This is a genomic window from Enterobacter sp. FB, assembly GCF_000805795.1.
Lineage (GTDB): Bacteria > Pseudomonadota > Gammaproteobacteria > Enterobacterales > Enterobacteriaceae > Enterobacter > Enterobacter roggenkampii.
The window spans coordinates 810,150-831,848 of record NZ_JSZC01000013.1 but is presented as its reverse complement, the minus strand read 5'-3'; the positions used below and the strand labels follow the sequence as shown (position 1 = coordinate 831,848).

19 protein-coding genes and 2 tRNA genes are annotated in these 21,699 nt (G+C 56.1%); 10 read left to right on the top strand and 11 right to left on the bottom strand.

The window, feature by feature from the left end; translation table 11 throughout:
• The first annotated feature begins 442 nt into the window (after positions 1–442).
• Genes csgD through csgG form a run of 4 tightly spaced genes read left to right on the top strand, consistent with a single transcriptional unit; the run spans position 443 to position 2,784 of the window.
• Positions 443–1,093: a biofilm master transcriptional regulator CsgD gene (gene csgD, locus PI91_RS10805; RefSeq protein WP_021240790.1), complete on the top strand. Its 651-nt coding sequence runs from the start codon at positions 443–445 to the stop codon at positions 1,091–1,093.
• A gap of 4 nt (positions 1,094–1,097) precedes the next feature.
• Complete coding sequence (gene csgE, locus PI91_RS10800) at positions 1,098–1,487, top strand: curli production assembly/transport protein CsgE (RefSeq protein ID WP_008500845.1); 390 nt, start codon at positions 1,098–1,100, stop codon at positions 1,485–1,487.
• A 23-nt stretch (positions 1,488–1,510) separates the two neighbouring features.
• Positions 1,511–1,924, top strand: a complete 414-nt coding sequence (gene csgF / locus PI91_RS10795; RefSeq protein ID WP_008500846.1) for a curli production assembly/transport protein CsgF — start codon at positions 1,511–1,513, stop codon at positions 1,922–1,924.
• 26 nt (positions 1,925–1,950) lie between these two features.
• Positions 1,951–2,784: a curli production assembly/transport protein CsgG gene (gene csgG / locus PI91_RS10790; RefSeq protein ID WP_008500847.1), complete on the top strand. Its 834-nt coding sequence runs from the start codon at positions 1,951–1,953 to the stop codon at positions 2,782–2,784.
• Between the two features lie 43 nt (positions 2,785–2,827).
• Here the strand turns inward: csgG and PI91_RS10785 are convergent, their stop codons facing one another.
• From PI91_RS10785 to ghrA, 4 genes are all read right to left on the bottom strand, one after another.
• Positions 2,828–3,310, bottom strand: coding sequence for a DUF1097 domain-containing protein (locus tag PI91_RS10785; RefSeq protein WP_072203727.1), 483 nt, complete (start codon positions 3,308–3,310; stop codon positions 2,828–2,830).
• 96 nt (positions 3,311–3,406) lie between these two features.
• Positions 3,407–3,961: a molecular chaperone gene (locus PI91_RS10780; protein WP_021240794.1), complete on the bottom strand. Its 555-nt coding sequence runs from the start codon at positions 3,959–3,961 to the stop codon at positions 3,407–3,409.
• A 21-nt stretch (positions 3,962–3,982) separates the two neighbouring features.
• Complete coding sequence (locus PI91_RS10775) at positions 3,983–4,720, bottom strand: phosphatase (RefSeq protein ID WP_008500850.1); 738 nt, start codon at positions 4,718–4,720, stop codon at positions 3,983–3,985.
• A gap of 84 nt (positions 4,721–4,804) precedes the next feature.
• Positions 4,805–5,743: a glyoxylate/hydroxypyruvate reductase GhrA gene (gene ghrA, locus PI91_RS10770; RefSeq protein WP_039266124.1), complete on the bottom strand. Its 939-nt coding sequence runs from the start codon at positions 5,741–5,743 to the stop codon at positions 4,805–4,807.
• A 232-nt stretch (positions 5,744–5,975) separates the two neighbouring features.
• Here ghrA and PI91_RS10765 point away from each other — a divergent pair.
• A tRNA-Ser gene (locus tag PI91_RS10765) sits at positions 5,976–6,063 on the top strand.
• 133 nt (positions 6,064–6,196) lie between these two features.
• On the opposite strand, the gene PI91_RS10760 is transcribed toward PI91_RS10765, so the two are convergent.
• Positions 6,197–7,102, bottom strand: a complete 906-nt coding sequence (locus PI91_RS10760; protein WP_039266123.1) for a LysR family transcriptional regulator — start codon at positions 7,100–7,102, stop codon at positions 6,197–6,199.
• A 109-nt stretch (positions 7,103–7,211) separates the two neighbouring features.
• Here PI91_RS10760 and PI91_RS10755 point away from each other — a divergent pair, with 109 nt between their 5' ends.
• The 3 genes from PI91_RS10755 to PI91_RS10745 all read left to right on the top strand — a co-directional run bounded on the left by PI91_RS10755 (position 7,212) and on the right by PI91_RS10745 (position 9,004).
• On the top strand, positions 7,212–8,078 hold the full coding sequence (locus PI91_RS10755) for a pirin family protein (RefSeq protein ID WP_039266122.1): 867 nt from the start codon (positions 7,212–7,214) through the stop codon (positions 8,076–8,078).
• A gap of 14 nt (positions 8,079–8,092) precedes the next feature.
• A complete protein-coding gene (locus PI91_RS10750; protein ID WP_008503510.1) occupies positions 8,093–8,770 on the top strand; it encodes an isochorismatase family protein in 678 nt (225 codons plus the stop codon).
• A 146-nt stretch (positions 8,771–8,916) separates the two neighbouring features.
• A tRNA-Ser gene (locus PI91_RS10745) sits at positions 8,917–9,004 on the top strand.
• Between the two features lie 154 nt (positions 9,005–9,158).
• On the opposite strand, the gene phoH is transcribed toward PI91_RS10745, so the two are convergent.
• From phoH to efeU, 4 genes are all read right to left on the bottom strand, one after another.
• A complete protein-coding gene (gene phoH, locus PI91_RS10740) occupies positions 9,159–9,947 on the bottom strand; it encodes a phosphate starvation-inducible protein PhoH (RefSeq protein ID WP_008503509.1) in 789 nt (262 codons plus the stop codon).
• 500 nt (positions 9,948–10,447) lie between these two features.
• Positions 10,448–11,731 (bottom strand): iron uptake transporter deferrochelatase/peroxidase subunit, encoded by a 1,284-nt coding sequence (efeB, locus tag PI91_RS10735; protein ID WP_032651282.1) that lies wholly within the window; start codon positions 11,729–11,731, stop codon positions 10,448–10,450.
• A 5-nt stretch (positions 11,732–11,736) separates the two neighbouring features.
• Positions 11,737–12,864 carry an iron uptake system protein EfeO gene (efeO, locus tag PI91_RS10730; protein ID WP_039266121.1) on the bottom strand — a complete coding sequence of 376 codons (1,128 nt, stop codon included), beginning with the start codon at positions 12,862–12,864 and terminating at the stop codon, positions 11,737–11,739.
• A 40-nt stretch (positions 12,865–12,904) separates the two neighbouring features.
• A complete protein-coding gene (gene efeU / locus PI91_RS10725) occupies positions 12,905–13,738 on the bottom strand; it encodes an iron uptake transporter permease EfeU (protein ID WP_039266120.1) in 834 nt (277 codons plus the stop codon).
• Between the two features lie 251 nt (positions 13,739–13,989).
• On the opposite strand from efeU, the gene PI91_RS10720 reads away from it, so the two are divergent.
• Positions 13,990–15,174 (top strand): NupC/NupG family nucleoside CNT transporter, encoded by a 1,185-nt coding sequence (locus PI91_RS10720; RefSeq protein WP_021240801.1) that lies wholly within the window; start codon positions 13,990–13,992, stop codon positions 15,172–15,174.
• Positions 15,175–15,244: 70 nt separating this feature from the next.
• On the opposite strand, the gene PI91_RS10715 is transcribed toward PI91_RS10720, so the two are convergent.
• A complete protein-coding gene (locus PI91_RS10715; protein WP_032651277.1) occupies positions 15,245–15,664 on the bottom strand; it encodes a DUF3574 domain-containing protein in 420 nt (139 codons plus the stop codon).
• Between the two features lie 116 nt (positions 15,665–15,780).
• Entirely contained in the window at positions 15,781–17,289 is a 1,509-nt protein-coding gene (putP, locus tag PI91_RS10710; protein ID WP_008499815.1) for a sodium/proline symporter PutP, read from the bottom strand.
• Positions 17,290–17,712: 423 nt separating this feature from the next.
• Here putP and putA point away from each other — a divergent pair, with 423 nt between their 5' ends.
• Positions 17,713–21,675 carry a trifunctional transcriptional regulator/proline dehydrogenase/L-glutamate gamma-semialdehyde dehydrogenase gene (putA, locus tag PI91_RS10705; protein ID WP_039266119.1) on the top strand — a complete coding sequence of 1,321 codons (3,963 nt, stop codon included), beginning with the start codon at positions 17,713–17,715 and terminating at the stop codon, positions 21,673–21,675.
• The last annotated feature ends 24 nt before the right edge of the window (positions 21,676–21,699 follow it).

Here is a 21,699-nt window from a genome sequence, read left to right as displayed (position 1 = left end):
CGTGACACGAAGCCCGTTTTCTTAAGCCAGACAACCGCGCATTTATGGGCTTAGAAATAATCTGTACCTCATACTGTTTTATCGTTCACATAAAATAACAAATATACTTAAAAATCAATGATATATAAATATTTGTATGATTTTTAAAAACTGTGCACCTCTATTTAGATGTACAACTTTCTCATCATTTCTCGCCATTCATCACAAGTGATTTTCACAAATTAATATTGATTTTTACATTCGGTTACATGTTTAACACTTGCTTTAAACTTCGTAAAAGCTAGATTGAAATTAGATGTACGAAATTGGTTTTATATTTACCTCCCCGTGGAGGTTATGGTCTGATTCTACACACAGCAGTGCAACATCTGTCAGTACTTCTGGTGTCCTCTATTAAACAGGAGGACAGCTGCCAGGTGCCAAAAAAAAGTGGGGTTTCATCATGTATAATGAAGTCCATAGTTTACATGGTCATACATTACTGTTGATCACAAAACCTTCTTTGCAAGCGACAGCGTTATTACAACATTTAAAGCAATCTTTATCACTGAACGGGAAATTGCATAATATTCAACGTTCTTTTGATGATATTGCACCTGGCAGCATCATTCTGTTCGATATGATGGAAGCTGATAAAAAGCTCATCCATTACTGGCAAGATATTTTAAGCAGGAAAAACAATAATATCCGCGTGCTATTATTGAATACGCCTGATGAATATCCTTTCAGGGATATTGAAAGCTGGCCGCATATCAATGGCGTGTTCTACGTCACGGAAGAAGAAGACCGGGTAGTTGAGGGTCTGCAAGGCATATTGCGCGGAGAGTGTTATTTTTCGCAAAAGCTGGCCAGCTACCTCATCACGCACTCCGGAAATTATCGCTATAACAGCTCAGAGTCAGCACTGCTCACGCACCGTGAGAAAGAGATCCTGAATAAGTTACGCATTGGTGCTTCAAATATTGAAATCGCCCGTTCGTTATTTATCAGCGAAAATACGGTAAAGACGCACCTTTATAATCTTTTCAAGAAGATAGCTGTAAAAAACCGAACTCAGGCGGTTTCGTGGGCAAACGATAACCTCAGGCGTTAATCACATGAAGCGCACGTTGAGTTGGATCGCCGCAGCGAGTTTCCTGCTCGCTGCCGGGAATCTGAAGGCCGTCGAGGTCGAAGTTCCCGGATTGTTAACTGACCACACTGTCTCATCGGTCGGGCACAGTTTTTACCGAGCCTTCAGTGACAAATGGGACAGTACTTATACCGGAAATATAACAATCAACGAGCGGCCCAGTGCACGATGGGGAAGTTGGATAACAATAACGGCCAATCAGTACGTTATTTATCAAACGTTTTTATTCCCCACTAAAATGGACTTCGATAAAAACGTAGCCCTGGCACTGGCCCAATCAGAAGACGCTATTAATCGCCTGCAAATAGATAAAGCCCTATTAAGCACCAGCGATTTAGCTAAAGACGAGTTCTAGCGAACCGATATGCGGAGGCTGTCATGCGTATTGCATATGCAGTTGTTTCGATAATGCTAATAACACCTATAAGCTGGGCCGGAAATATGACGTTTCAGTTCCGTAACCCTAACTTTGGCGGTAACCCTAACAACGGCGCCTTTCTGCTGAATGAAGCGCAGGCGCAAAACTCCTATAAGGACCCAAGCTTAAAGGATTTTAGCGTTGATACCCCATCCGCACTGGACAACTTCACTCAGGCTATCCAGTCGCAGATTTTAGGCGGGTTACTGACCAACATTAATACCGGCAAACCCGGCCGGATGGTGACCAACGATTTTATCGTTGATATCGCCAACACTGATGGACAGCTTCAGCTGAACGTGACCGATCGTAAAACCGGAAGGATCTCCACTATTCAGGTTTCCGGTCTACAAAGTAATTCAACTGACTTTTAAACAATAGCTAAATAAGGACAACGATCATGCAGCGCTTCCTGATATTTGTTGCAGTGTGCTTATTGAGCGGTTGTTTAACTGCTCCACCTAAAGAAGCTGCAAAACCAACATTAATGCCTCGGGCCCAGAGTTATCGTGATTTAACGCATTTACCTGCTCCAACGGGGAAAATATTTGTCTCCGTATACAACATTCAGGATGAAACCGGGCAATTTAAGCCTTACCCGGCAAGTAACTTCTCCACGGCCGTGCCGCAAAGCGCCACCGCTATGCTGGTTACCGCGCTCAAGGATTCGCGCTGGTTTATTCCGCTGGAACGTCAGGGTCTTCAGAACCTGTTGAATGAACGGAAAATCATTCGTGCCGCACAGGAGAATGGTACCGTCGCGGCCAATAACCGCACGCCTCTGGAATCTCTGGCGGCAGCGAACGTGATGATTGAAGGATCGATTATTGGTTACGAAAGTAACGTTAAATCGGGTGGTGCGGGCGCGCGGTACTTCGGTATCGGTGCGGATACCCAGTACCAGCTCGACCAAATCGCCGTTAACCTGCGTGTGGTCAACGTCAGTACAGGCGAAGTGCTCTCTTCGGTGAACACCAGCAAAACCATCCTGTCTTATGAAGTTCAGGCAGGGGTATTCCGCTTCATCGATTACCAGCGTTTGCTGGAGGGTGAAATTGGCTACACCTCTAACGAGCCGGTCATGATGTGTCTGATGTCGGCCATTGAAACCGGCGTGATCTTCTTAATCAACGACGGTATTGACCGCGGGCTGTGGGATCTGCAAAACAAAGCAGACGTGCAGAACCCGATACTGGTGAAATACCGCGATATGTCAGTCCCTCCGGAATCCTGACAGGAAGCGCATAAAAAAGGCGAGATGATTATCTCGCCTTTTTTTATTCGCTCACCGCCGTGATGTCTTGCGCTTTTTCCCGCCGCGACGCCAGCCAAAGACCGCTGTTTTTCATGGCATAGCCAAACAGCAACCCCAGCGCCAGGGAAGGCACCACCAGCTTCCAGTCACCCTGCCCTGCAAAGGTCGCGCACGCCCCGATAAAGGTGCCCGGCACAAACGAAAGCAGGAGATGCTTAGCCTGAATACACATCAGGAAGGCAACAACGCCCGTCATAATGTACCCCAGCATCTCCAGATGCGGCGCCAGCGCGCTGCCTTTCATGATCACCAGCGCCCAGATAACCCCGCTCATCAGCGTGCAGCCTGAGATAAAGAGCCCTTTGACGCCCCCCTGCGGGCAGGCGAAATAGGCCGTACAGCCAAGGAATCCAGCCCAGCTGAGCAATCCGAGAGATACGGCCACCCATCCCCAGAGCCCGGAGAGAATGCCCGTTGTTATTGCGATACAAAGTAATATGTTCATGGCGCGCATCTTAGCAGAAGCGCACCATAGAAATGCGATCAGAAGCACATTATGTGCAAATTGAAATGCGTCGTTGCAGGATTTATGTGATCTAAATCACTCTTCGTTCTCTTCTTCCAGCTCATCCCACATCGCCGCAATTGCGTCGCGGGTCAGCGGTGCCAGCGTTCTCCAGAATGGCGAGGCGGCGTGGGCTTCGACTTTCCCAAGGAATGTTCCGACCCACGGCAGCAGGTACGTTTCGAAAAGCGTTTCGATAGCTTCGTTCTCATCATCCCCGGCGTTATCTTCAATCCAGGAAGCGGCCAGCAGCAGCGTACCGATATGATCCGCAGGCGTATCGCTCAGCGGCATACCGCGCGTGGAGAGGAAAGCACGGACTTCCGCTTCCGTCGCCCCTTCCTGCCAGGCAGAACGGTATGGCGAAACGCGGCACTCATCGCCGACGAACAGCGCATTGTAATCGGTCGCAATCTGCTGCATGTCGCAGCTTTTTTGCAGACGCGCCAGTAAATCATCCTGTTCCAGCGGCCAGTTCTCCGCCAGCTTACCTTCACGAATTAACGTAAAGAGCGGAACCAACAGCGGGTCTTGCGGCTGGCGATAATAGAGCGTACCCAGCACGCGGCAAAGGATGGAAAACTCGTTCATTTTTATTATTCCATTACACAATTAAAGATCGGCAAATTCGGCAATCGGCTCCATGCCGCGCGATTCGAGGAAATCGAGCATGCGGCGGGGAGTCACGTTCAGGATTTGCGCTTCCGGGAAGTTAACGTCATTGAGCACTTTCAGGCACTCGCTGAAATCGCCCAGCGTAAAGGCGGTATGGGAATCCGAACCCAACGCCACCATGCCGCCCGCATCGCGTACGGCGGCGGCCACTTCGCGGCAGTTGGCTTCACTGCCCTTGCGCGAGTGAACAAAGGAGGAGTTGTTAATCTCCAGCGCCACGCGGTGCTTCGCTGCCGCCTGCGCGACAGCCTGAATATCAATCGGGTACTTCGGGTTGCCGGGGTGGCTGATAATGTGCACATTGCCGCTGGCAATGGTGGCAATCATCGCCGCGGTGTTGGTCTCTTTATCCTGAGGTGCAAAAACCGGCTCGTGGAAACCGGCGAGGATAAGATCCAGAGACGTCAGCATCGGCCCGGTGCAGTCGATCTCACCGTCGGTATTTTTGATATTCGCCTCGATGCCGCGCAGTATCCCAATGCCGTCCACCAGACGTGGCCAGATCCGCATATTCACAAAATGCCAGTAGTGCGGCGCATCCGCCATGTCCGGACCATGATCGGTGATCGCGAACAGCTTAATGCCTTTCAGCTTCGCCTGGGCGATATAATCATGGAGGTTGCTATACGCGTGGGTACTGGCGACGGTGTGCATATGCAGGTCAACGGGATACATCTCTCTCTCCTCTGCGGTTTTTCCAAAGGATAGCAGTTATCAGCGGCGAATATTAGCAAAAACCCGGCGAACGCCGGGTTTCTCTCAGTAGCCGCGCTGTCTGTCAACCTGGCCGGTGACCGCGTTACCCTTCTCCATTTCGCTGATGGTATGGGATATGTACGCCACCGCTTCTGCAGGACGAGTCACGGCGGCCACGTGCGGGGTCATCGCCACGCGCGGATGCGCCCACAGTGGGCTTTCCACCGGCAGCGGCTCACGGCTATAGACATCCAGCATGGCGCCTTTTAGCTTTCCGCTGTCCAGCGCCTTCAGCAGATCGGGCTCGACCAGATGCACCCCGCGCGCCAGGTTCATCAGGTAGCTCTGATCGGCTAACTGGTTGAGCAGGGTTTCATTGATGATCCCTACCGTTTCCGCCGTGTTGGGCAGCAGATTGATCAGCACGCGCGTGCCGTTCAGAAAGGCCGGAAGCTCATCCGTTCCGGCAAAGCTCTCTACGCCCGGATAGTCCTTACGGCTGCGGCTCCAGCAGCGCAGCGGGAAGCCCCACGGAGCGAGGGCTTCAGCCACTTTTGAGCCCAGCACGCCCGCACCGAGGATGCTGATGGTAAAGTCTTCGCGACGGTAATCCGGCAGCGGCTCCCAGTGGGCCTGCTGTTTAAAGGCCTGATAGTCATCAAAGCGGCGGAACCAGTGCAGCACCTGGCTGACGGCATATTCCTGCATCTGCTGGCCCATTCCGGTATCCTCCAGGCGGAACAGGGGAATCGCTTCCGGCAGCATGTCAGGGTGCGCCTTCAGCTTGCTCAGAATGGAATCCACGCCCGCCCCCAGGGCAAAAACGGCCTTCAGCTTACGGCCCTGGAGCATTTCTACCGGCGGATGCCAGACCAGCGCATAGTCAGCATGTTCGTTATCTCCACGCTTCCACTCGCGAACGCGTGCGCCGGGTAAAGCTGCCGTGAGCGCCTCGATCCAGTAGGCCGTATCAAACGTGGGGTGATAGAAAAGTATATCCATAGTCATTCCTGCCTTTTATTGCGCTGATTTATTTTGCTTTTTAACGAGGTTGTCAGCATAACAAATTTATTGCGCGGCTGTGTTGCTGATAAAAAAGACGCTTTCAGCACAATTAAGAATCATGTTGCCTGAAGTTTGTCTAAACACGCTAATTTACTGAAAAAGTGAGTTGACGGCAGTTCGGCTTTTCCTTACATTAGCGCCCGTCCCGTCAACAACGGGATGACAATATGGTGAGGTGTCCGAGTGGCTGAAGGAGCACGCCTGGAAAGTGTGTATACGGCAACGTATCGGGGGTTCGAATCCCCCCCTCACCGCCATATTTGAGATGAGAGCTCGTACGAAAGTACGGGCTTTTTTCTTTTATATTCTCCGAAAGGGGGGAATTCGAACCTTGAAACTCCCTGCGCTCTTTATGTCGGGTGGCGCTGCGCTTACCCGACCTACAAAAAGCTACTCCTCCACCATCTTCGCATACTCTTCAGTCAGAAAATCCACCAGCGTCCTGACCGACGGCAGCATGCCGCGCCGCGAAGGATAAACCGCGTGAATCACTTCCCGTTGGGGTTCCCACGCGTCCAGCACCCGTACCAGTTCCCCTGACGCAAGCTGTTCCTTCACCATCAATATCGGCAACTGTACAACGCCCACGCCCGCCATCGCTGCTTCCCGCAATGCCAGCATGTCGGTGGTAATAAAGCGCGGTGCGTAGTGGATCTCCGCTTTCGCCCCTTCTGGACCACTGAGCTCCCATTTATGCACCTGTTTACCGGCCCCCATACTTAATCCAGGCCATTCACTGAGCTCGGAAGGCATTCGCGGTTTACCCATACGTTCAATCAACTGCGGACTTGCCACCAGGCAATGCCCCCTGTCAGCCAGCACCCTTAACACCAGATCGCTGTCATCAAACGGACGCGGGCGCACGCGGATAGCCACATCAATACCTTCGCCAACAAGATCGACCCGACGATTGGTGGCCTCAAGCTGGAGATTAATCCCGGGGTAGCGCGCCATAAACCGCGCCAGCATCGGTCCCACGTGGACGTGCAGTAACGTGACGGGACAGGTGATCCTGACGATGCCGCGCGGCTCAGCCTGCAGCGCAGCAACGGCCTCCTCTGCCGCTTCTGCTTCTATCAGCATTGCCTTACAGTGCTGATAGAAAGTGTGCCCCACTTCCGTCACCGTAAACTGCCGCGTCGTGCGCTGTATCAACCGTACGCCAAGCCGCTCCTCCAGCTGCGCGATCCTGCGGCTCAGTTTGGACTTGGGTTGGTCAAGCGCCCTTCCCGCCGCCGCAAACCCCCCGTACTCCACTACCTTCACAAACCAGACGAAGTCATTGAGATCCTGCATAAATCCTCATCGTTCTATTTTCAGAACAGTGAATGCCATTTTCACTATCTACCGGGATATTAACCCTGAATATAAGCTAATTACATCAACAGAACATCAGGAGTTAATCATGAAAAACATCACTGGCGTTTATACCGCTCCTCGTCAGCACTGGGTGGGCGACGGTTTCCCGGTCCGTTCAATGTTCTCCTATCAGACGCACGGCGAGCCGCTCAGCCCGTTCCTGCTGCTGGACTACGCGGGCCCATACACCTTTCCGGCAGACGGTGCGAAACGCGGCGTAGGCCAACACCCTCACCGGGGTTTTGAAACGGTCACTCTCGTCTATTCCGGTGAAGTGGAGCATCGCGACTCCACGGGGAAAGGCGGCGTCATTGGCCCCGGGGACGTGCAGTGGATGACCGCCGGCGCAGGCATTTTGCACGAGGAGTTCCACTCCAGCGCGTTCTCGCAAAAAGGCGGAGAACTCAAAATGATGCAGCTTTGGGTCAACCTGCCGGCGAAAGACAAGATGGCCGCACCGGGCTACCAGAGCATCACGAAAGCCGACATCCCGGTAGTGACGCTGCCTGACGACGGTGGAACGCTGCGGGTTATTGCCGGTCGCTACGACACGGTGACCGGCCCGGCGCACACCTTCTCGCCGCTCAACGTCTGGGACATCGCGCTGAACCAGGGAAGCCATCTGACGCTCGCTCAGCCGGAAGGCTGGAGCACAGCGCTGGTCGTGCTTGAAGGCAGCATCACGGTAAACGGTACCGCTCAGGCAGGTGAAGCCCAGTTGGTCGTGTTGAGTCAGGAAGGCGACAAGCTGCACCTGGAAGCCAGCAGCGATGCCAAAGTGCTGCTGATGGCGGGTGAGCCACTGAATGAACCTATCGTGGGCTATGGCCCGTTTGTGATGAACAGTAAAACCGAAATCAACGAAGCCATTCGTGATTTCAATTCCGGCCGCTTCGGCCAGATCCGATCGTAATAAAGGAGAAGAACATGTCTACACCTGCGAACTTTAATGGAACCCGTCCGGTCATCGATGTGAACGATGCTGTGATGCTCCTTATCGATCACCAGAGCGGTCTGTTCCAGACCGTTGGTGATATGCCAATGCCGGAACTGCGTGCCCGTGCGGCAGCGCTGGCAAAAATCGCTACTCTGGCGAAGATCCCGGTGATCACCACCGCATCCGTCCCGCAAGGGCCGAACGGACCGCTTATCCCGGAGATCCACGCCAACGCGCCGCATGCGCAATATGTTGCCCGCAAAGGCGAGATCAACGCCTGGGATAACCCGGAATTCGTGGCGGCGGTAAAAGCCACCGGGCGTAAGACGTTGATCATTGCGGGTACCATTACCAGCGTCTGCATGGCCTTCCCGTCGATCAGCGCGGTTGCGGACGGGTATAAGGTGTTTGCGGTGATTGATGCCTCCGGCACCTACAGCAAAATGGCGCAGGAGATCACGCTGGCGCGCGTTGTACAGGCCGGTGTGGTCCCGATGGATACGGCGGCGGTGGCCTCTGAGATCCAGCGTACCTGGAACCGTGAAGATGCGGCGGAGTGGGCGGAAGTGTACACCCACATCTTCCCGGCTTATCAGCTGCTGATCGAAAGCTACAGCAAAGCGCAGGAAGTGGTTAAAAACAGCGAAGTGCTCGATTCACAGCGTTAATCCCCTGCTCCGCGGCGTAAAAACCGTGGAGCTGATTATTGCTTAACCGAACAGGCACTAAAGCTGAAAATCTGCTTGACCGTGTCAGCGCAACTCCCTATAGTAGCGCCCCGTTGCCCCCACGCGGTCAGGCAGCAAAACAATATGGTGAGGTGTCCGAGTGGCTGAAGGAGCACGCCTGGAAAGTGTGTATACGGCAACGTATCGGGGGTTCGAATCCCCCCCTCACCGCCATATTCGAGATGAGAGCTCGTACGAAAGTACGGGCTTTTTTTTCGCATATTGCACGCATGCAGTATTGTAGGTCGGGTAAGCGCAGCGCCACCCGACGACATGCCCGCACAAAAAACAAAGCCCGGTTTCCCGGGCCTTGAACGCAACAGCAAACTCAGTAATAGGCTTGCAGCGTGCGCTGGCAGAGCGCCGAGCGCACGCAGTCATCTTTGGTGAAGCGTACCACCCCAATCATCTCATCTTCCTCAAAACGTGACATGGCGTCGCTCAGTCCGGATTTCACGCCGGACGGCAGGTCACACTGGGTAATATCGCCGTTAACGATAACCGTCACGTTCTCCCCGAGGCGCGTTAAAAACATCTTCATTTGCGCAGCGGTCACGTTCTGAGCCTCGTCAAGAATGACGACCGCATTTTCAAATGTACGTCCGCGCATGTAGGCGAACGGCGCGATTTCCACCTTGCCAATCTCTGGCCGCAGGCAGTACTGCATGAAGGATGCACCCAGCCGCTTCACCAGCACGTCATAGACGGGCCTGAAGTACGGGGCAAACTTCTCCGAAATGTCACCGGGCAAGAAGCCGAGATCTTCATCAGCCTGCAGTACCGGACGGGTAACAATGATTCTTTCCACGTCCTTATGGATCAGCGCTTCCGCCGCTTTGGCTGCACTGATCCAGGTTTTCCCGCATCCGGCTTCACCGGTTGCAAAGATGAGCTGTTTACTCTCGATAGCATTCAGGTAGTGCGCCTGAGCCTCATTACGCGCAACAATTGGAGAATTATCACGGCTGTCACGGGCCATGCCAATTGCCTCTACGCCACTCATCTGCACAAGCGAGGTGACCGATTCTTCTTCACGCTGTTTATGGCTACGTGAATCCCGTCTCAGCACACGTTTTGCTTCGCGACGAGCTTTGATCACTGCTTTTTGTCTTCCCATGGATAGCACCTTGAGTTGTTGGTATTCATCACACGCGCCAGCGTCGGCACGATTATGCGCACGAACATCAGAGGGTTGGCTTCCTTGTAAGCCATTGCTTGCACTATCGGATGACGATACGGAACAGCTACGCGCACCGTTCTGCACGTCGGTCGAATCAGATTCTTGAGGGAGGGGGGAAAATTTAGTGGTGAGGAAATCGCTGCCGGAGTCTGAGCCTCCGCGCCGGGTGCTGCGGTTGTTATGTTTACCTTGTCCAGTACAGGACGCAACCATTCGCGATCTCCATAGTGATTCAGCATCACTGCCGGGAACTACCGCTGTCTTATCTTAAGTACATCAGGAGTTATCATAAATGCAACATTTATTTTACCTGAATGCAACTTTTAGGACTGTCCCTACAGTTGAAATCAGTCTCATATAGAAATATTACAGAAATATAACAGCAGGATAGTCATATGAAAAAATAATGTCCCCGCGAACGGTTGCGGGGACAATTATCAGGCTTCAATAAGACCCTGCGCGAGATACGCGTTGCTGTCGCGCACGCCTGGCAGGGCAAAGAAATAGCCGCCGCCGATAGGTTTAATGTACTCTTCCAGCGCTTCGCCGTTTAAGCGCTTCTGTACCGTCAGGAACCCCTTCTCGAGATCGTGCTGATAGCAGACGAACAGCAGCCCCATATCGAGCTGACCGGAATTGGTCACGCCGAGCGAATAGCTGTATCCCCGACGCATCATCAGACTGGACTGCGTCTCTTTGGTACGCGGATTGGCCAGACGAATATGGCTGTCCAGCGCAATCACGTCGCCATTCGGATCGCGGGCGTAGTCAGGCACATCATGCTCGTTCTTCATGCCGAGCGGCGCCCCGCTTTGCTTATCGCGACCGAAGATCGTCTGCTGCTCTTTGAGCGGCGTGCGGTCCCAGAACTCCACGTGGAACTGAATAATGCGCACCGCCTGATAGCTACCGCCCACCGCCCATGCCGGTTCGCCCTGATCGGCAGTGACCCACACCACCTCCTTCATGAGCGCACTATCATGGCTGTCCGGGTTGGCCGTGCCGTCCTTGAAGCCCAGCAGGTTCACCGGTGTCTCTTTCCCTTTGCTGCGGGCGGCGTGGTCAGAGATAAACCCTTCCCGCTTCCAGCGCACGCTCAGCAGATCCGGCGTGTGCTTAATGATGTCGCGCAGGGCGTGGATTACCGTGTCCTGCGTATTGGCGCAAATCTGCAGAAGCAGATCGCCGTGGCAGAGGGCGGCGTCCAGGGAATCATTCGGGAAGCGCGTCATTTTTTGCAGCGCCTTCGGCTTCTGTTTTGCCAGCCCGTAGCGCGCGTCAAACAGCGATTCACCCAGCGAAACGGTAATGGTCAGGTTATCCGGGGCGATGAAAGGCCCCAGAATGCCGGAGTCCATTGGCGGCAGACGCGGGTTCGGCGTATCGGGCGCCGGTCCACCGGCGGTCAGAAACGCGATGCGCGTCGTCAGCAGGCGGAACAGGCGTTCCAGATCGGCTTTATCGCTGGCCAGCGAATCAAAGGCCACCAGCATCATCGACGCCTGCTGCGGCGTCAGAATGCCCGCCTGATGCTCGCCATAAAACGGCTGCGTCTCCATGCGGGCGTTGGGTGACAGCGTGCCGGGCGCGCTTTGCGGTTTCGCCGCGTGCGCCACCGGACACCCGCCAGCCAGAGCAAGCGCGCCTCCCAGCGCCCCTACCCCTTTTAACAGCCGACGACGTGAGGGCTCTGCCACGTCGCTCTCGTTGTGCTTATCCATCGTGCTTAGTCCAGACCCAGTACGCCACGCAGCAGGGAGAGATCTTCCGCCAGGGCGGTAATCGGGCCTTTCAGCGCGTTACGGTCGGCATCGGTCAGCTTGTCGTAGGTTTCAAAGCCGTCTTTGGTACGGTACTTCGCCAGAATGGTGTCGACCTTTTTGAAGTTGGCGTCCACCTTGGCCAGCAGTTCGCCGTTCTCTTTCTGCAGCTGAGGACGCAGCAGGTTAACAATTTTCTGCGCGCCGTCGACGTTAGCCTGGAAGTCCCACAGATCGGTATGGCTGTAGCGATCCTCTTCGCCGCTGATTTTGCTCGCGGCCACTTCTTCAATCAGACCGGCCGCGCCGCCCACCACTTTAGACGGCGGGAAGGCCAGCTCACTGATGCGCTTTTGCAGCTCCAGCACGTCGCTGTTCAGCTGCTCAGCGTATTTCTCCATCCCTTTGGTGGTGTTGTCACCAAACAGGGCTTTCTCCAGACGGTGGAAACCGGTGAATTTCGGATCGGCGGCCTTCTGCTCGAAATCATCTTCACGGGCATCGATGCTGCCATCAAGGTCAGAGAACAGCTCGGCGATCGGCTCGATGCGCTCGTAGTGCTGACGGGTTGGCGCATAGAGGGATTTCGCTTTTTCGATATCCCCGGCCTTCACCGCATCGGTAAAGGCTTTGGTTGCCGTCGCCAGCTCCGCCGTCTCTTTCGTGACATAGGCTTTATAAGCCGTAATCGCGTCGCCCAGGCTCAGCACCGCCGCGCCTTTCGCCGCATCGGCCGTCACTTCACCTTTGACGATCAGCTTCCCTTTCGGGTTGGTCAGCAGGCCGCAGGTCATCTCATACTCGCCCGGCTGCAGGTTGGCGGTCATCTTCTGGCTAAAGCCAGGGGCGATATTTTCACGCTCTTCCACCACCAGAACGCCTTTCAGGATCTCCCACTCCAGCGCCTTCTGGCTGTGGTTCTGAATAATGAACTGGGTTTTGCCGCTGTCCACCGTGAGGGTCATCGGCTCACACTGCTTATCATTGACGGTGACTTTGACCTGAGGAACATCCGCGCCCCAGGCGGAGAATGCAGAAGCGAACAGCGCGGCAATGCCTGCGCATAACGCACTACGACGGAACTGAATTGCCATGACTCTTCCCTTTAAAAGTATGTTGTCACTAAATCAAAAATTACGGCGCAACGCGCGACGCCTGCGTGCCGGTACGCGGCGGCATGGCGAACAGCACCAGCGCCGGAACCAGATAAATAAAGTACATCGCCACTTCGCTGACGCTCGGCGTTTCCTGATAGCCGAAGATACCTTCGAGCAGGGTGCCGGTCAGAGAGTGCGTGGAGAGAACGTTGCTGAGGTCAAACGCCACGTCCTGGAAATGGTTCCACAGGCCCGCTTCATGGAAGGCGCGAATCGCCCCTGCCGCCAGACCCGCGGCCACCAGCAGAATAAACAGGCTGGTCCACTTGAAGAAGGCGCCCAGGTTCAGGCGGATACCGCCCCAGTACAGCAGGAAGCCGAGCACCACGGCCGTGGCGAGGCCCAGCACGGTCCCCAGCGGCGGCCAGATCCCCACATCCTGCTGAAACGCCGCCAGCAGGAAGAAAACAGACTCCAGCCCTTCACGCGCGACGGCGAAAAAGACCATCATAATGAGCGCCCAGCCGTGGTTGTTCCCCTTCTGCAGCGCGTTATCCACCGCCTGCTCCAGCTGCACCTTCACGTTACGCGAGACTTTACGCATCCAGAACACCATCCAGGTGAGGATCACCACCGCAATCACGGCGACGATACCTTCAAACAGCTCCTGCTCTTTCTGCGGGAACTCGCCGGTGGTTTCGTTAATGAGAATGCCCAGGCCCAGGCAGAGCGCCGCGGCAACGAATACGCCGACCCACATGACGCCAATCCAGCGCCCGCGCTGGGTTCGCTTCAGATAACTGGCGATGAGGCTCACGATAAGGGCGGCTTCGAGCCCTTCACGTAACATAATGAGAAATGGAACAAACATGCCGACACCTTAAATGTTTATCGCGGTCAACTGATGCAAAGAAAGGTAAATTCTTGTGATAGTGATTATCATTACGACGGAAAGAAAAACAAGCGAAATGTGCGGTGTTTTGATGACGAGTTGTAAACGCAAAGCCTGATAATAGTGACGTACGTAACGTTCAGGTTTATAAGTTATAACGAAAATGCCCATTTACGCTGATTCAGGGCTGTGGCTAAATATCCGCCTCACAACCTAACTGAAAATAAACCATGTTTAAAATTGTCCATTTCCTGCTGGCGCTGGTGATTATTCTTGCGCTCGCCTGGCTTACGAGTTTTGACCGCCGGAAAATTCGGGTTCGTTTTGTTTTACAGCTGATTGTTATTGAAATTGCGCTGGCGTTCTTTTTCCTGCACGCCGAAAGCGGGTTATTCCTGATTAAATACGTCTCAGGATTTTTTGAGTCACTGCTCAAATTTGCTGGCGAAGGCACCAATTTCGTCTTTGGCGGTATGGGTGAAAAAGGGCTGGCGTTCATTTTCCTCGGCGTGCTTTGTCCGATTATTTTTATTTCCGCGCTGATCGGTATTCTTCAGCACTGGCGGATCCTGCCAATTTTTATTCGGGTAATCGGTACGCTGCTGTCAAAACTGAACGGTATGGGCAAGCTGGAATCCTTTAACGCGGTGAGCTCGCTGATCCTCGGCCAGTCGGAAAACTTCATTGCCTACAAAGGCGTGCTGGGCGATCTCTCCTCGCGTCGTCTGTTCACCATGGCGGCCACGGCCATGTCGACGGTCTCCCTGTCGATTGTAGGGGCGTATATGACCATGCTCGACGCCAAATATGTCGTCGCGGCGCTGATTCTCAACATGTTCAGCACCTTTATTATCCTCTCGGTCATCAACCCGGCGCGCCCGGAAGCGGAGCCGGATGTTAAGCTCGAAAAACTGCATGAATCGCAGAGCTTCTTCGAGATGCTCGGCGAGTATATTCTGGCCGGTTTTAAGGTGGCGATGATTATTCTGGCGATGCTGATTGGCTTTATCGCGCTTATTAGCGCCGTTAATGCCCTCTTCTCCAGCGTATTTGGCATGAGCTTCCAGCAGATCCTGGGCTATGTATTTTATCCCCTGGCGTGGCTGGTAGGGATTCCGCTGAGCGATGCCTTAAACGCGGGCAGCATTATGGCGACCAAGCTGGTGGCGAATGAATTTGTGGCGATGATTGAGCTGCAGAAAATAGCCCACCAGATGTCCCCGCGCGGGCTGGGGATTTTATCCGTCTTCCTCGTCTCGTTCGCGAACTTTGCCTCTATCGGCATCGTGGCCGGGGCGATTAAGGGCCTGAACGAGCAGCAGGGTAACGTGGTATCGCGTTTCGGGCTGCGTCTGGTGTACGGCGCGACGCTGGTGAGTTTGCTGTCGGCGAGCTTTGCGGGGTTGGTGCTCTGATGCAATGCCGGGTGGCGCGCAGCGATCCCGGCCTACAAAACAACAACGGCGGGAATTCCCGCCGTTTTCATTAAAACTGCACGCACACCGGCTGATCGACACGCATCACCGACTCCTGCGCGAAGCGGGACTTATAAATCCCGCGTAACGCTTCGATGTTCTTCTCGCTCTGCGCATCTTTACCGTGGATCAGCATCAGCGCCTTGCTCGGCTCGCGCGCCACTTTTCCGTCGTTCCCCAACCACTGCCCGCGGGCATCAAACACCGTTAAGCCATCGCGAAAGCGCGGCGTCACGTCCTGGTCAACAAACTGCTGCCACTCGTTGCTGGTAATCTGCGCCCCGGCAGGACGGTTCAAGCCGAAATAGAGCGTGGTTTGCTGCATCTGGCTATCCGCTTTGCAGGTCTCCACCGCCGCGTGTTGCGATGGCGCGCTGCAGCCCGCCAGCATCAATAATGCCGCCGCCATTAACCCTGTTTTGATTGTCATGCTTCGCTATCCTCATTGTTATAAGCACAGGGATATCACAGGAAAAGACGGATTTTGGCAAGAAAAAAGCCGGGTGCGCTTGCGCTTACCCGGCCTACGGTTTTCCGTGGGAAAAATTATTCCGGCTGCAGCTTAGACGGCGGCGCGGAGTGGTAATGCGCGTCGGCTTCCGCAAAGCGTTTCTGCATGGAGGCAGACGGTGCTTTACCCAGCAGGCTGAAGACCACGATACCGATGCTGCCGAAGATGAAGCCAGGAATGATTTCGTACAGGCCCAGCCAGGCGAACTGTTTCCAGACGATAACGGTCACCGCACCGATAATCATCCCCGCCAGCGCGCCGTTACGGGTCATACGGGACCACATGACGGAGAACAGGACGACCGGACCAAACGCCGCACCGAAGCCCGCCCACGCGTAGCTCACGAGACCCAGCACGCGGTTTTCCGGGTTGGCCGCCAGCGCAATCGCCACCAGCGCCACCAGCAGCACCATAAAGCGCCCTACCCACACCAGCTCTTTCTGGCTCGCGTTTTTACGCAGGAAGGCCTTATAGAGGTCTTCGGTGATTGCACTGGAGCAGACCAGCAGCTGACAGCTCAGGGTGGACATCACCGCCGCCAGGATCGCAGAGAGCAGAATACCGGCAATCCACGGGTTAAACAGAATCTGCGCCAGTTCGATGAACACGCGCTCGGCGTTCTGGTTCACCGCGCCCGCCTGCGCCGGGTTGTTATTAAAGTAGGCGATACCGAAGAAGCCGACCGCACACGCGCCCGCCAGACACAGAATCATCCACGTCATGCTGATGCGACGCGCATGAACGATGGTGTGATGAGAATCCGCCGCCATAAAGCGCGCCAGAATGTGCGGCTGACCGAAGTAGCCCAGACCCCAGCCCATCAGGGAGACGATGGCGACAAAGTTCAGCCCTTTCAGCATGTCGACGTTTTCAATGCTCTTCTGCTTGATCACTTCCAGCGATTCGCCAAAGCCGCCAACGGTGAAAATCACAATCACCGGGGTCAGGATCAGGGCAAAGATCATCAGACTCGCCTGCACGGTGTCGGTCCAGCTTACCGCCAGGAACCCGCCCACGAAGGTATAGAGGATGGTCGCCGCCGCACCGGCCCACAGGGCGGTTTCATAGCTCATGCCGAAGGTGCTTTCGAACAGGCGCGCGCCCGCCACGATGCCGGAGGCACAGTAGATGGTAAAGAACAGGAGGATAACCACGGCAGAGATAATGCGCAGAATGCGGCTGTTATCTTCAAAGCGTCCGGTGAAGTAGTCCGGCAGCGTCAGGGCATTATTGTTAGCCTCGGTATGCACGCGCAGACGGCCCGCCACCAGCTTCCAGTTGATCCACGCGCCCACGGTCAGACCGATGGCGATCCAGCTTTCCGAGATACCGGAGATAAAAATCGCACCCGGCAGACCCATCAGCAGCCATCCGCTCATGTCCGATGCGCCCGCGGAGAGTGCGGTCACCATCGGGCCTAAACTGCGTCCGCCCAGAATGTAGTCGTCAAAGTTTTTCGTGGAACGCCACGCCAAAAACCCTATCAGGATCATGCCAAAAATATAAACGAGAAATGTCACCAGCATCGGTGTGCTAATTGCCATTCAAATTCTCCAAAAGTGTCGAGCGACAACCATCCGGGTTGCCTTGTTATATGATCACCGGAACGAGGTGACGGTATCTTGTGTTTCGGTTGGGCGCGCTATCCTGCCGTATGCGCCCTCCGCTGACAAACGATTTAACACTGCATTTACATCAATTTCATCCCCGGTTTGATACGAGTTTCCTATAGGTTGCACTCGCTCACGCTTTTACGGGTTGCACCTTTGAAAAGTGTTAACTCCCGCATAAAAACAGGCTTTCCGCGACAAAGCCAGCACGTTTTTCCAGCTAACCATTCGTTAACAATCCATTCATTTTCTGGGTTGCAAACCAGGTCACATTTAACACGGTTGCACAAAGTTGCAACATGGTGGATATTTCACGCTAACGACCAAACACGATGAAAGCACAACAGGAGCTTTGGCATGGGTATGACCACCATGGGGGTTAAGCTGGATGACGCAACCCGCGAACGGATTAAGACCGCAGCAACCCGCATTGATCGCACGCCGCACTGGTTAATTAAGCAGGCGATTTTTAACTATCTCGAAAGACTCGAGAGCGACGAGGGCCTGCCGGAGCTGCCTGCCCTGCTCGCCGGTGCCGCCAATGAAAGCGAGGAAGCGCCAGCCGCTGGCGATGAAAGCCATCAGCCGTTCCTCGAATTCGCCGAGCAGATCCTGCCGCAGTCCGTCAGCCGCGCCGCCATCACCGGTGCGTACCGTCGCGCCGAAACCGACGCCGTACCGATGCTGCTGGAACAGGCTCGTCTGCCGGAAGCTATTGCCGCACAGGCGCACAGCCTGGCGTACCAGCTGGCTGACAAACTGCGTAACCAGAAAACCGCCACCGGCCGCGCCGGGATGGTTCAGGGTCTGCTGCAGGAGTTTTCCCTCTCCTCACAGGAAGGCGTGGCGCTGATGTGCCTGGCGGAAGCGCTGCTGCGTATTCCGGATAAAGCCACCCGCGACGCGCTGATCCGCGACAAGATCAGCAACGGCAACTGGCATTCGCACATTGGCCGCAGCCCGTCGCTGTTCGTTAACGCCGCGACCTGGGGCCTGCTGTTCACCGGCAAACTGGTCTCGACCCATAACGAAGCCAACCTGTCCCGCTCCCTGAACCGCATCATCGGCAAGAGCGGCGAGCCGCTGATCCGCAAGGGCGTGGACATGGCGATGCGTCTGATGGGCGAGCAGTTCGTCACCGGGGAAACCATTGCCGAAGCGCTGGCGAACGCCCGCAAGCTGGAAGATAAAGGTTTCCGCTACTCCTACGACATGCTGGGCGAAGCGGCGCTGACCGCCGCCGACGCGCAGGCCTACATGGTTTCTTACCAGCAGGCGATCCACGCCATCGGTAAAGCGTCCAACGGTCGCGGTATTTATGAAGGCCCGGGCATCTCCATTAAGCTTTCCGCCCTGCACCCGCGCTACAGCCGCGCGCAGTACGATCGGGTAATGGAAGAGCTCTACCCGCGCCTGAAGTCCCTGACCCTGCTGGCGCGCCAGTATGATATCGGCATCAACATCGACGCCGAAGAGGCCGACCGTCTGGAGATCTCCCTCGATCTGCTGGAAAAACTGTGCTTCGAACCGGAGCTGGCGGGCTGGAACGGCATTGGCTTCGTGATCCAGGCCTACCAGAAGCGCTGCCCGTTCGTCATTGATTACCTGATTGACCTGGCCAGCCGCAGCCGCCGTCGCCTGATGATCCGCCTGGTGAAAGGGGCCTACTGGGACAGCGAAATCAAACGCGCCCAGATGGAAGGGCTGGAAGGCTATCCGGTCTACACCCGCAAGGTCTATACCGACGTCTCTTACCTCGCCTGCGCGAAAAAGCTGCTCGGCGTGCCGAACCTGATTTATCCGCAGTTCGCCACCCACAACGCCCACACCCTGGCGGCCATTTACAGCCTGGCCGGGCAGAACTACTACCCGGGCCAGTACGAATTCCAGTGCCTGCACGGCATGGGTGAACCGCTGTACGAGCAGGTGACCGGTAAAGTGGCGGACGGCAAGCTTAACCGCCCGTGCCGCATTTACGCCCCGGTGGGTACCCACGAAACCCTGCTGGCGTACCTGGTGCGTCGCCTGCTGGAAAACGGCGCGAACACATCCTTCGTTAACCGCATCGCCGACACCACCCTGCCGCTCGACGAGCTGGTCGCCGATCCGGTGCAGGCCGTTGAGAAGATGGCGGCCCAGGAAGGCCAGATTGGCCTGCCGCATCCGAAGATTGCCCTGCCGCGCGAGCTGTACGGCAAGGGTCGCGTCAACTCGGCGGGGCTGGATCTCGCCAACGAACACCGTCTGGCGTCCCTCTCCTCTGCCCTGCTCAACAGCGCGCTGCAGAAGTGGCAGGCGAAACCGATGCTGGAGCAGCCCGTTGCTGACGGCGACATGCAGCCGGTCATCAACCCGGCGGAGCCAAAAGATATCGTCGGCTACGTGCGTGAAGCCACCGAAGCGGAGGTGGATCAGGCGCTGGACAGCGCGGTGAATAACGCCCCTATCTGGTTCGCCACCCCGCCGCAGGAGCGTGCCGCCATTCTGGAACGCGCGGCGGTGCTGATGGAAGATCAGATGCAGTCGCTCATCGGCATTCTGGTGCGCGAAGCGGGTAAAACCTTCAGCAACGCCATCGCCGAAGTGCGCGAGGCGGTCGACTTCCTGCACTACTACGCCGGTCAGGTGCGCGATGATTTCGACAACGAAACCCACCGTCCGCTCGGCCCGGTCGTCTGTATCAGCCCGTGGAACTTCCCGCTGGCGATCTTCACCGGCCAGATTGCCGCCGCCCTGGCCGCCGGCAACAGCGTGCTGGCAAAACCGGCAGAGCAGACCCCGCTGATTGCCGCACAGGGCATCAACATTCTTCTGGAAGCCGGCGTACCGGCGGGCGTGGTCCAGCTGCTGCCGGGCCGCGGTGAAACCGTGGGCGCCAAACTGACCTCCGATAACCGCGTGCGCGGCGTGATGTTTACCGGTTCGACCGAAGTGGCCTCGCTGCTGCAGCGCAATATTGCCACCCGTCTGGATGCGCAGGGTCGTCCTACGCCGCTCATCGCGGAAACCGGCGGCATGAACGCCATGATCGTCGACTCCTCTGCCCTCACCGAGCAGGTGGTGGTTGACGTGCTGGCCTCCGCCTTCGACAGCGCCGGTCAGCGCTGCTCCGCCCTGCGCGTGCTGTGCCTGCAGGATGACGTGGCGGACCACACGCTGAAGATGCTGCGCGGCGCGATGGCCGAATGCCGCATGGGCAACCCGGGCCGTCTCACCACCGACATCGGGCCGGTGATCGACGCGGAAGCCAAAGCCAATATTGAAAACCACATTCAGGCCATGCGCGCGAAAGGCCGTCCGGTGTTCCAGGCGGTGCGAGACAACAGCGAAGACGCCCGCGAGTGGCGTTCCGGCACCTTTGTGCCGCCTACGCTTATCGAGCTGGCAAGCTTCGACGAGCTGAAAAAAGAGGTCTTCGGTCCGGTGCTGCACGTGGTGCGCTACAACCGTAACAACCTCAACGAGCTGGTTGAGCAGATTAACGCCTCCGGCTATGGCCTGACGCTCGGCGTGCATACCCGTATCGACGAGACCATCGCGCAGGTGACCGGCAGCGCCAAAGTGGGCAACCTGTACGTTAACCGCAACATGGTGGGCGCGGTCGTGGGCGTGCAGCCGTTCGGCGGTGAAGGCCTCTCCGGCACCGGTCCGAAAGCGGGCGGTCCGCTCTACCTGTACCGTCTGCTGGCGAACCGTCCTGAGAACGCGCTGGGCGTTACCCTGGCGCGTCAGGATGCGGAGTATCCGGTGGATGCGCAGCTGAAAACCGTGCTGACCCAGCCGCTGGAAGCGCTGATCGCCTGGGCGGAAAAACGTCCTGAACTGCGTGCCGTGGCGCAGCAGTATGGCGAGCTGGCACAGGCCGGTACGCAGCGTCTGCTGCCGGGGCCGACCGGCGAGCGCAATACCTGGACGCTGATGCCGCGCGAGCGCGTTCTGTGCGTGGCGGATAACGAGCAGGACGCGCTGGTACAGCTGGCCGCCGCGATGGCCACCGGGTGTGAAGTGCTGTGGCCGGAAGATGCGCTGCATCGCGACCTGGCCAAACAGCTGCCGAAAGCGGTCTCGGCCCGTATCCACTTCGCGAAAGCCGATGCGCTGCTTACGCAGCCGTTTGATGCCGTCATTTATCACGGTGATTCTGACCAGCTGCGCGAGCTCTGCGAGCAGGTTGCGGCCCGCAGCGGGGCAATTGTTTCGGTGCAGGGCTTCGCGCGCGGGGAAACCAACCTGCTGCTGGAGCGTCTGTACGTGGAGCGTTCCCTCAGCGTCAACACCGCGGCAGCGGGCGGTAACGCCAGCCTGATGACCATCGGTTAATCGTGTAAACTTTCCCCGGTGGCG